Source organism: Marinospirillum sp., from assembly GCF_044810985.1.
Lineage (GTDB): Bacteria > Pseudomonadota > Gammaproteobacteria > Pseudomonadales > Halomonadaceae > Marinospirillum.
In genome coordinates, this window is record NZ_CP085242.1 from 1873871 (window position 1) to 1884554 (window position 10684).

A 10684-nucleotide genomic window follows, 5' to 3' on the forward strand; every position below is an offset into this window, starting at 1 on the left:
AGCTCATGCAAGATATCCACGCTTACAAGATTCTGATTCTTGATTTTGGCTCCCAGTACACCCAGCTGATTGCCCGCCGTGTGCGCGAAATCGGGGTTTACTGCGAAATCCGTGCTTTTGATCTCAGCGATGATGAAGTGCGTGACTTCAACCCCCAGGGTATTATTCTCGCAGGTGGGCCGGAATCGGTTCCCGAAGCCGGTTCTCCCCGCGCCCCCGAAGCCGTTTTCCAGCTGGGTGTTCCGGTACTGGGTATCTGCTATGGCATGCAGACCATGGCAGCCCAACTGGGTGGCTCAGTGCAGGGTTCCAAAATTCACGAATTTGGCTATGCCCAGATTCAACTGGAAGCTGAAGGCGGCCTTTTCCACGACATCAAGGATCACGTCTCTGAAAACGGTCTGGGCTTGCTGGATGTCTGGATGAGCCACGGCGACAAGGTGGACCAACTGCCTCCCGAGTTTGTCATCACCGCTTCCACACCCAGCTGCCCGGTTGCGGCCATGGCCTGGGAAGCCAAAAAATTCTATGGCGTGCAATTCCACCCGGAAGTCACCCATACCCTGCAGGGCAAGCGCATTCTGGAGCACTTCCTGCTGGAAATCTGCCAGTGCAAAGCCCTCTGGACACCCGCCCAGATCATTGAAGACCAGATAGCACGAGTTCGTGAACAGGTAGGGGATCGCAAAGTGCTGCTGGGACTCTCCGGTGGTGTTGACTCTTCGGTTGTGGCCGCTTTACTGCACAAAGCCATCGGCGACCAACTGACCTGCGTTTTTGTGGACAATGGCCTGCTGCGCAAGAATGAAGGCGAGCAGGTGATGGAGATGTTTGCCCGCAACATGGGCGTCAAAGTCATTCGTGCCGATGCCGAAAAACTCTTTCTGGACCGTCTGGAAGGGGTGGATGACCCCGAAGCCAAGCGCAAGGTCATTGGCAACAGTTTCATTGATGTCTTTGATGCCGAAGCCAGCAAACTCAAGGATGTGGATTTCCTGGCCCAGGGCACCATTTACCCGGATGTCATCGAATCAGCGGCTTCCAAAACCGGCAAGGCCCACGTGATCAAATCGCATCACAATGTCGGTGGTCTGCCGGAAACCATGCGCATGTCACTGGTGGAGCCACTGCGTGAACTCTTCAAGGACGAGGTGCGCAAGATCGGCCTGGAACTGGGCCTACCCTACGACATGGTTTATCGCCACCCCTTCCCCGGTCCCGGCCTGGGCGTGCGGATTCTGGGCGAAGTCAAAAAGGAATATGCCGACATCCTGCGTGAAGCCGATGCCATTTTCATCCATGAGCTGCGTGAAGCAGGCTGGTATGACAAGACCAGCCAGGCCTTTGCGGTCTTCCTGCCGGTCAAATCCGTTGGTGTAGTGGGTGACGGTCGTCGCTATGAGTGGGTTATCGCTCTGCGTGCCGTGGAAACCATTGATTTCATGACTGCCCGCTGGGCACATCTGCCCTACGAGCTGCTGGAAAAGGTTTCCAATCGCATCATCAATGAGCTACCGGGTGTTTCCAGGGTGACCTATGATGTTTCCTCCAAGCCCCCGGCAACCATTGAGTGGGAATGATCCGCAAGCCTGAATACTACATGCACCGAGCTTTGGAGCTGGCCGAGGAAGCAGCGGCAGCCGGGGAGGTTCCGGTCGGTGCTGTGGTTGTCCAGGCTGACGGGGAAATCATCGGGCGGGGTTTCAATGCCTGCATCAGCCAATGCGATGCTTCAGCTCATGCTGAGGTTCAGGCCATCAGAGAGGCGGGTAAAAATCTGGGCAACTACCGGCTGAGTGACTGTGATCTCTATGTCACTCTGGAGCCTTGCACCCAGTGTATCGGCACGCTCATTCACGCCCGCATCAGAAAGCTTTACTATGGAGCCAGGGAGCCTCGCACAGGCGCGGTGGCCTCGGTTTGCAATCTGCCAGCCCAGCCCTGGTTCAATCACCGCCTGGAAGTGGAAGGCGGCCTGCTGCAAAAACAATGTAAAAATCTTCTCGAGCATTTTTTCCAGGCACGACGCCAAGACCTACAAGGCTGAGACCTGACCCAACTCCTGCTCGTCATCGCGGCCCCTGTCTTGCTCAGGAAAGGCCGAATTATTCAGATCGGTTTCACCAATAATGCAGTTACGCCCGCATTCCTTGGCCGCATAGAGTGCCCGGTCAGCCCTGACCATAATATCTTCAACACCTTCTTCCGGCCGGTAGCTGGCAATACCGATTGATGCGGTCAGTCGTAGACTGGGGTGATCATCCCCCAGGTCAATCACCATACGCTCAATGTCCGCCCGGATTCTTTCAGCAATTCTCAGCGCCTCCGGCTCAGCCGCCTGGGCCAGCACCACCACAAATTCCTCGCCGCCGATTCGCGCCACATAATCAACATCCCGAAGACTGTTTCTGATTTCGGCAGCCACCGCAGCCAGGGCCTGGTCACCCACTCCATGGCCGTAGTTGTCATTGATCTGTTTGAAAAAATCCAGATCCACAAAGCCTATGGAGAAACGGTAATCACCGCGATCGCTCAAGCCCTTCTGACGCTTGAGAATCCGCATCAGGTGGCGACGGTTATAAAGCCCGGTCAGCTCATCTGTAACGGCCATTTCCTCGATACGCTGCATGGCCTGGGCCAGATGGGCGTTACGACTCTTGAGAGCCATTCGCAAGCCACCGATTTCACCACCCAGCAAACTGATACCGATAACAGCCAGCACAAAAACCAGAGCCGTCAGGGATTCGCGTGGCCAGTGTATAGCGATGGGGCTGAACAACAGCTGAGCCATGACCGCCATGGCATAAGCTGCAATCAGCACCATGGCAAGGACGGGAAGGCGTTTGGGATGAAAACGGAAAACCGCAAACAACATAATCAACAAGAGGTTGATGACCAGCAGACTGCGGATTTCTGGAGCGGCATACATAGCATAACAACCAATCGCCAGATGCCAGCCAATTTGTGAGGCCGTTAAACTGGGATCGGCATATTTCAGATTGCGTTGCGAATAAACCAGCCAGGGGAAAAACAGATGGCCCAAAGAGCCCACCAGAATAAAAGCAGTGATTTCTGCAGATGACCAAAAAACATACCCCAGAGACCAGGCAACGCCCAGAACCAGACTGGTGGCAAAACCCGCCCCCGTCGCCATCAGCGACCGCCGCAACCTGAGTTGCTGTGCAATCTGCTCTGAGTTCACTTTTGTAGCCTGAGAATCCGTCTCCATGCCTACCTCGATACCAGTGCGACATCTTGTCCCATTAAAAATGAGCACAGTTTTTGTTAGCCAGTGTGTTATCAACAGCAATCTAAAAGTTTAGGCAACTAAAAGCAAATGCTTTTAATCAAAGAGTCACACTTTGACATCTTCATTTCTTAAGACTGACATTGATTGCCTGAAACACCCCCGCACAGGTCATATTTATTACATAACCAGCGATCTTTATAAAAATATGGCAACAAAAAGGAACTCTTACCGCTTTGTGCCCTCAGAACTATTTCAAGGGAGAGAGAGTGCAAACAGTCTTGGCCCCGGGGTAAAATCCGGGGCCTTTTTTTGTTGATCAATCGAGGCTGCTGCTTTGACCTCCACAAGCTTTGCCGAACAACTGTTGAACTGGTATCAGCAACAGGGCCGCAAGAACCTGCCCTGGCAACAGAACACCTCGCCCTACCGGGTGTGGGTATCTGAAATCATGCTCCAGCAAACCCAGGTCAGCACCGTCATCGATTATTACCAGCGGTTTATGCAACGCTTTCCGGATGTGGAAAGCCTGGCCGCAGCTCCCCAGGACGAAGTACTGCATCTCTGGGCCGGACTGGGGTATTACACCCGTGCCCGCAACCTGCATGCCTGCGCCCAGGAAGTCGTCACCCGGCATAGCGGACACTTTCCCGTCGACTGCCAGAAAACCCTGCAAAGCCTGCCGGGCATTGGTCCTTCCACTGCTGCCGCCATTATTGCCCTGAGCAGCAACCAGAGGGCCGTGATACTGGATGGCAATGTCAAACGCGTGGTTGCCCGTTATTTTGCCATCTCTGGCTGGCCGGGCAAGACCGCCATCAACCGCCAGCTCTGGGAAAAAGCCGACCGGCTGACCCCCGAGCATCAGGCCGCTGATTACACCCAGGCCATCATGGATCTGGGAGCAACCCTTTGCACCCCGCGCAACCCTGCCTGCCACCGCTGCCCCGTTGCCGATGGATGCCAGGCGTTAAGCCTGCAACTGACCGATCAGCTACCGACCCCCAAACCCAAAAAGGCAAAGCCTGAAAAACAGCGGTTATTTTTGATGCTGCTCGACCCACAAAACCAGATCCTCTTGAAACAGCGTCCCCAGCAGGGCATCTGGGGCGGCCTCTGGAGCCTGCCGGAGTTCGACAGCTACCCGGATATGGAAAACTGGCTGGAACAGCAGTATCCGGGCGCACAGCTCGATACAAGGCCCCTGCCCAGCTTTCAACACACCTTCAGTCACTACCACCTGCAGATTAAGCCCTGGAAGGCCCACCTGCCCCAGGCTCAACAGCTACAGGAAGCCCGTGCAGGCTACCCCGCAGATATGACATCCACCGCCTCCCTCTGGTATAACCTGAGTCAACCGGCAAACCTGGGTTTGCCTGCACCCATCAATCGTCTGTTACAAGGATTACAACCATGACTGCAACCGTTTTTTGCCGCAAATATCAGAAAGAACTGGAAGCCCTGGCCCAGCCACCCATGCCCGGCCCCAAGGGTGAGGAACTCATGAAGACGGTCTCCAAACAAGCCTGGCAGGCCTGGCTGGAACATCAGACACGCCTGATCAATGAAAAACACCTGAAAGTCTTTGAGCCGCAAACACGCCAGTACCTGCTCGAACAGATGGAGAAATTCCTGGATAATCAGGAAACCGATCAGGCTGAAGGCTATGTACCGCCTGAAAACTCGTAAGCGACTGAACAAAAAATAAAAAGTTTTTCAAAAAGCGCTTGACGAAAAGCCTTCGGATCTATTTAATATGCACCCGTTGGCCAGATAGCTCAGTTGGTAGAGCAAGGGATTGAAAATCCCTGTGTCGGCGGTTCGATTCCGCCTCTGGCCACCACCTTTTAGGATGATCAGTTGGGGTATAGCCAAGTGGTAAGGCACCTGGTTTTGGTCCAGGCATCCGGGAGTTCGAATCTCTCTACCCCAGCCATCTTAAATAAGCCGACATAGCTCAGTTGGTAGAGCAACTGACTTGTAATCAGTAGGTCCCGGGTTCGACTCCTGGTGTCGGCACCATTAAAGCCCTGTCCAATCAGGGTTTTTTTGTGCCTGAAGAACACCTGCCCCGATCAGTTCACCACCGTCACCGGACACTCAGCCTCATGCACCAACTCCTGGCTGACACTGCCCATTAATAATTCCGACAGTTCCGACTTGCCTCTGCGCCCGACCACGATCAGCGGACTTTTTTGCTTCCCGGCATAATCCAGAATCGCAGCGGCGGCATCACCCTGCAACAGCACCTCCTTGATCTTCAAACCGGTCAGTCGATCCAGTTGCTTTTTAGCCTGTTTGAAAATGCCACGCGATTTCTTGTGCTCCAATTCTGCAAAAACGTCTACCCCCATATGATCGGACTTTTTCTCATTCGTCCCCAGATATTGCGTAGCAAAAGAGTCACCGGCATCACGCCGAAAAACATGAATCAATTGCAACTCAACACCCAGATCAGCGGCCAGCTTGCCGGCAAAATGAGCGGCCCTTGAAGCACCTTCTGAATCATCGACAGGCACCAGAATGCTGGTCAACCGATCTCTTGCCATGCTCTTGTCTCCGCAAATCCTGTAAAATCATATTTAAGCACTGCATGAAGTCTAGCAGGCAATATTTTGTTTTGGCTCTATACTCCCTCCATGAATTCCAAAAGGAGAGAATATGTCTTACACCATCAACACCCTCATCACCGACAGCAGCTTTGAAGATGTCGATACCCGAACCCGTGCCGCCCTCGCTGAAAAAGGATTTGGCATCCTGACTGAAATTGATGTCCAGGCCACCATGAAAAAGAAACTGGACAAAGAAATGTCCGGCTACCGCATTCTGGGAGCCTGCAACCCTTCCATGGCCTGGGAAGCCATAGGTCTGGAGCCCAAGGTCGGTGCCATGCTGCCCTGCAACGTCATCCTTCAGGAAAGCCCCCAGGGCATCGAAGTCAGCGCCATCGACCCCGTAGCCTCCATGCAGGCCATCGACAACGCCCAGCTCAAGGAAGTCGCCGCCCAGGTTCGAGAGCAGCTTAGAGACGCTATAGGGAGTATTTAAAGGCTCAGGTTTTGCGGCCAGAGAATATAGGGGCCATAGCGCCCCTTGCAGTTTTTTGCACCCAACTGCTCACCATCCAGCGAAGCAAAGAAACAACCATCCATTTCGTATGCCAGGCCTGACTTCGCAGCTTTCAACAGAAAATCTTGGGTTCTTAACCCCAGTTTATTGGCCAGACGCGATGATGTCAGCATAGGGACTTCTGCTGGGGACGAAACTTCAGGCTGAGACAATCCAAACTGCCCCCAAAAATCCGGTTGAAGTGGCTGATGCAAAGCAGCCAGCTCCTCGCCAACTTTACACAATTCACTTTTATCTAATCGCTTACCTACTGCCCAGCGACCCAACGCTCGAAAAGCTGAGCCTGTTCCCAATGCAACCTGATCATTTGCTTCATCAAAGCGATCCGGACGACAGAAATTTTCAAAGCCTTTTTTGGGCTTGGTAAGACGTGCCTTGTAGTCCACCAGAACAAAATGCCGAAACTCAATCGCATCATAGCCACAGGCAGCCAATGCCTTACGCAGCGTGCCTTCGTGACGCTGTGACTGGCGCAATGGTGAAGGAATCTCTTTACGCAGGCGTCCCAACCATGTCCAACAAGTACCATCCTTATCCACCTGCAGCCCTGAGGAAAAACTCTTGGTTTCAAAAAGATTGACCATGCCGAAATCATTCAATACCACATGGTCAATCTGGGCAACATCACCTTCTATATCCAGCCGCAAATCATTCAGCAAAAAACCACGAGCACTATCACGGTAGATTTTTCCAAGCATGAAAGCAGCATTAACTTCAGCTGAATGGCCTGCTTTGCGCTTCTTTATTTCGGCAATCACCTGCTTATGTACAGCCGGGTTACTTGTACGCACCAGTTCAGCAATCTCCTCCAAAGTAGAGAGTTGCGGTTGAATGCTGTCAGTTTCCTTGATAATGCCCATCTTCCATCCCAGGGAGTTAATTTGCTAAAAGAATTGCTTTTACTTTATTAGAATAAGCAGTGTTTATCCTACTGCTAATTTCGCGGCCTGCTTCCACATAAAGCTTGGCATAGGCTCCTTGAGACGCCAAGTTATACTCATCGGCTGACTGCCTGTGTGGCTGACATAATCAACCTCGCCATAATTCACAAACCCCATAGTCCGGCCGTACTCATCGCTAGATTGCTCTCGTACAAACAGAAAGAGCCGTTTTCCTATTTGACGATGCTGGAGGTAGCTTAAACCAACGCCACGATCCGGCCTTGCAGAATTTTGCGACTGCCAGTGAAAAAGGTCTTCGCTGATCGCGTAATCGTGATACATAGTCGTGGGCGAAAACTGCTTTTCATTTTTATTAAGCGTGACAAACATCAGCTCAATATTCTGACCCTGAACGAAATAGCGGCCTTCACGCACTGTTCGCAGATAATCAAAGGTTGTCACACCAAACCCCACCAAAATCTGTTCGCGCGTATGACGCGCATGTAGTCGGATAGGGTTTCCCGGTAAGTTTTGAAGCGCTTTTTGTTCGTGCTGAGTGCGATTGATTAGCAAATCTAAAACGTCCATCAGCTCGGATTTTAATACTGGATAATTTAGGCTTTTCAAACTTTGCTGAAGCGAAATAAAACCTACCTTCCCACCTGTTTCTTGCCAAAAATCGTAATGGCACATCACTGCCATTGTCTGATCCATTTCCGATGTTAACGTAAAATAATTGCTACAAAGCTGCTTTAAAAACTGCAAATAATCGTAAGAATCACAAGCAAGAAAACGTGTAGTGATCGCACGTTTATAGACTTTAACCAGAGTATTGCTTGCCGGCTCTCGCACTTCGTTATTATTGGCTTCAGCTACCAAGTTGCTCCAGCTATCCCGTTTATAAATTTCTTCCAGTTCGATATGCGGGTTCATCTTCAGAAAATTTGCCAAGGTTAGCGGTAGGTCTGCATCGTGCTGAAACTGACGGATCATGCTTTTAAGTCGCGCTAGTGTCAGGCTGGCTTGGCTGATATTACTCAGTACCATCTCTTGCGTCCGCTTAGATAGCTCGACTCGACATCCCGGAGGGGCATGAGGGAAGCCCTCTTCAATTTCTTTACTGGTCGCTTTATTAGTTTTGCCCACAAGGGCTCTGAACTTATAGGAAAAGTCATATTCAGGGCGGGAATTACCGACAAAATCCAGAATAGTACAGCACTCTTTATCATCGGAAAGGCGTAACCCACGACCAAGTTGCTGTAAAAATATAGTCAAACTTTCTGTCGGCCGTAGGAAAAGCAGCGTATCCACTTCAGGTATATCTACACCCTCATTAAAAATATCGACCACAAACAGCACTTTGATTTCACCGGAGCAAATCGCCTGCTGCTTCTGCTGACGCTCATCACTGTTATCACTGGTTAACAAATCGCTGGGGATACCCTTCAATAAAAACTGCTTACACATAAAGTCGGCATGCTCACGGCTGACACAAAATGCCAAAGCCTTCATGCCAGCAATATCTGTCACGATTTCACGCAAGCTCTGAATGATCTTATTTACACGTGCTTGATTGTGGGTATAAAGATTAGTCAGTTGCGAAATATCATAGCGGCCTCGGCTCCAACTGATCTTTCTCAGATCGGTATCATCATCAATCCCAAAATACTGGAACGGACAGAGGTGACGCCGGCTGATTGCTTCCGGCAGACGAATTTCCGCAGCAATCACACCACAAAAATCTGTTAAAATATCAGAACCATCATGTCGTTCTGGCGTAGCCGTTAAACCCAGAAGAACATCGGGCTGAAAGTGATTCAGTACAGCACGATAACTTTCCGCAGCAATATGATGAACTTCGTCGATCACAATGTAATCGTAATAATCTGGGGTTAGCTGGAGCTGTGATAGCTGGTTGTTAAGTGTTTGAATTGAGGCAAACAGCTGTTGATAACTTTCAGGTTTGGAACCGCCTACCCAGAGCTCACCAAAATGGCTGTTTTTCAGCACGCCACGATAAGCATTGCGTGCTTGCTTAAGAATCTCTTCCCGGTGGGCAACAAAAAGAAACTTGGCATCAGGTTTTTCTTTTTGGAAGCGAACAAAATCAAAGGCGGAGATCAGTGTTTTGCCAGTACCAGTAGCCGCCACTACAAGATTTCTAAACCGCTGGTGAATACTACGCTCAACAGCAAGCTGTTCCAGAATTTCCTGCTGATGCGCAAAAGGTTTGAGATCAAAAAAGTGCAGCTCCACTTCCTCTGATCCACCACGCGCTTGTCGTAAAGCCTGCTTGAGCTTGGTTCGGCTTTCAATCTTGCCATCAAAGGTTTCAAAATCATTGGAGACCCAATAGCTATTAAAGGTATTGAGAGACTTTTCCAGAATATGCGGAATTTCTTGCGAGGTAATTTTTAGGTTCCACTCTAAGCCGCTGGTCAGTGCAGAATGAGACAGGTTGGAGGAGCCGATATAACCGGTATCAAAGCCGGTATCACGTTTAAACAGGTAACTTTTTGCATGCAGGCGCTCGCGCTGAGTGTTATAGCTGAGCTTCACTTCCGTATTGGGTAAACCAGCCAAAAATTCGACCGCTTTCGCATCTGTTGCCCCCATATAAGAGGTGGTAATGACCTTGAGCTTCCCACCGCGGCGAGTAAATTCTTCTAGCTCTTTGCTGAATATACGGATACCCGTCCACTTGATAAACGAAACCAGCCAGTAGATCTCATCGGACGACAAGATTTCACGCTTGATCTCACTTTCTAAAGATAAGCCGGCATTACTGCCGCAAAAGAGCTCACTTTGGGATAGCCCTGTTAACGGGGTGATATCCGCAGCATATTTTTCCAACTTCGCCGCTATTGGATTTTCTTTTTCATACAAGGCTGTCAGGATTTTTCCTTGAGTATCCAGCAAATTTTCTTCAAAGAACTCAGTGGGGTCTTGCAGTTTATCCTTTAACCAATAGAGCAACTGGTTAGACAGCTCAATCTGCTTTTGCAGCTGGTTTTCTTGGTTCGGTACAGCGTTAACCGCATATTCCAACACCTTGCTTAAAAATCGCGAAAGCCAAACTGCTGCATCTGCTGGTTCGAGCTGACGCTGACCAACATAAAATGATTCACTATCAATTCGGGAGGCAATCAACTGGGTAATCAGTTGCTCATAAAGGCCAGACTGCTGCATAAGCAATTTTCTCAAAAAAGGCTAAGTAGGATGTTAATATCAGCTAGCTTTTGGCTGGTTAGCTTGAGCTTATTAACTCTAATACTGATGAGTTAAACAAAACCTGATAAATGGAGCAACTACCCAAGTCTGAATGGTATTTTTAGCAGATTACACTGAAGTGGTGATGATTCAGTAACAGGAAAGGAGAATTAGCGGGTGCTATGCCAGAGATATCTAGAAAATGGCCCGCCCTAGA

9 protein-coding genes and 3 tRNA genes are annotated in these 10684 nt (G+C 50.3%); 8 read left to right on the plus strand and 4 right to left on the minus strand.

Annotated features, from left to right (window positions below; genetic code table 11):
- The first annotated feature begins 5 nt into the window (after window positions 1–5).
- Both guaA and tadA read left to right on the plus strand, forming a co-directional pair.
- On the plus strand, window positions 6–1580 hold the full coding sequence (guaA, locus tag LG323_RS08820; RefSeq protein WP_404415019.1) for a glutamine-hydrolyzing GMP synthase: 1575 nt from the start codon (window positions 6–8) through the stop codon (window positions 1578–1580).
- Complete coding sequence (gene tadA / locus LG323_RS08825; protein ID WP_404415022.1) at window positions 1577–2047, plus strand: tRNA adenosine(34) deaminase TadA; 471 nt, start codon at window positions 1577–1579, stop codon at window positions 2045–2047. The genes guaA and tadA overlap by 4 nt, the downstream gene beginning before the upstream one ends.
- Here the strand turns inward: tadA and LG323_RS08830 are convergent.
- Window positions 2036–3202 (minus strand): GGDEF domain-containing protein, encoded by a 1167-nt coding sequence (locus LG323_RS08830; protein WP_310695174.1) that lies wholly within the window; start codon window positions 3200–3202, stop codon window positions 2036–2038. The genes tadA and LG323_RS08830 overlap by 12 nt on opposite strands.
- A 382-nt stretch (window positions 3203–3584) precedes the next feature.
- Here LG323_RS08830 and mutY point away from each other — a divergent pair, with 382 nt between their 5' ends.
- The 5 genes from mutY to LG323_RS08855 all read left to right on the plus strand — a co-directional run bounded on the left by mutY (window position 3585) and on the right by LG323_RS08855 (window position 5269).
- Window positions 3585–4664: an A/G-specific adenine glycosylase gene (mutY, locus tag LG323_RS08835; RefSeq protein ID WP_404415025.1), complete on the plus strand. Its 1080-nt coding sequence runs from the start codon at window positions 3585–3587 to the stop codon at window positions 4662–4664.
- A complete protein-coding gene (locus tag LG323_RS08840) occupies window positions 4661–4936 on the plus strand; it encodes an oxidative damage protection protein (RefSeq protein WP_310695176.1) in 276 nt (91 codons plus the stop codon). The genes mutY and LG323_RS08840 overlap by 4 nt, the downstream gene beginning before the upstream one ends.
- Before the next feature lie 78 nt (window positions 4937–5014).
- A tRNA-Phe gene (locus LG323_RS08845) sits at window positions 5015–5090 on the plus strand.
- Window positions 5091–5108: 18 nt separating this feature from the next.
- Window positions 5109–5183, plus strand: a tRNA-Gln gene (locus tag LG323_RS08850).
- A 10-nt stretch (window positions 5184–5193) separates the two neighbouring features.
- A tRNA-Thr gene (locus LG323_RS08855) sits at window positions 5194–5269 on the plus strand.
- 53 nt (window positions 5270–5322) lie between these two features.
- Here LG323_RS08855 and LG323_RS08860 read toward each other — a convergent pair.
- Window positions 5323–5796 carry a universal stress protein gene (locus tag LG323_RS08860; protein ID WP_404415028.1) on the minus strand — a complete coding sequence of 158 codons (474 nt, stop codon included), beginning with the start codon at window positions 5794–5796 and terminating at the stop codon, window positions 5323–5325.
- A 112-nt stretch (window positions 5797–5908) separates the two neighbouring features.
- Here LG323_RS08860 and LG323_RS08865 point away from each other — a divergent pair, with 112 nt between their 5' ends.
- On the plus strand, window positions 5909–6295 hold the full coding sequence (locus LG323_RS08865) for a DUF302 domain-containing protein (RefSeq protein WP_404415030.1): 387 nt from the start codon (window positions 5909–5911) through the stop codon (window positions 6293–6295).
- On the opposite strand, the gene LG323_RS08870 is transcribed toward LG323_RS08865, so the two are convergent.
- Together LG323_RS08870 and LG323_RS08875 are read right to left on the minus strand one after the other, a co-directional pair.
- Entirely contained in the window at window positions 6292–7236 is a 945-nt protein-coding gene (locus LG323_RS08870; protein ID WP_404415033.1) for a nuclease-related domain-containing protein, read from the minus strand. The two genes, LG323_RS08865 and LG323_RS08870, sit on opposite strands and share 4 nt — an antisense overlap.
- A gap of 63 nt (window positions 7237–7299) precedes the next feature.
- Window positions 7300–10446 carry a DUF3427 domain-containing protein gene (locus LG323_RS08875; protein ID WP_404415036.1) on the minus strand — a complete coding sequence of 1049 codons (3147 nt, stop codon included), beginning with the start codon at window positions 10444–10446 and terminating at the stop codon, window positions 7300–7302.
- Window positions 10447–10684 lie beyond the last annotated feature (238 nt).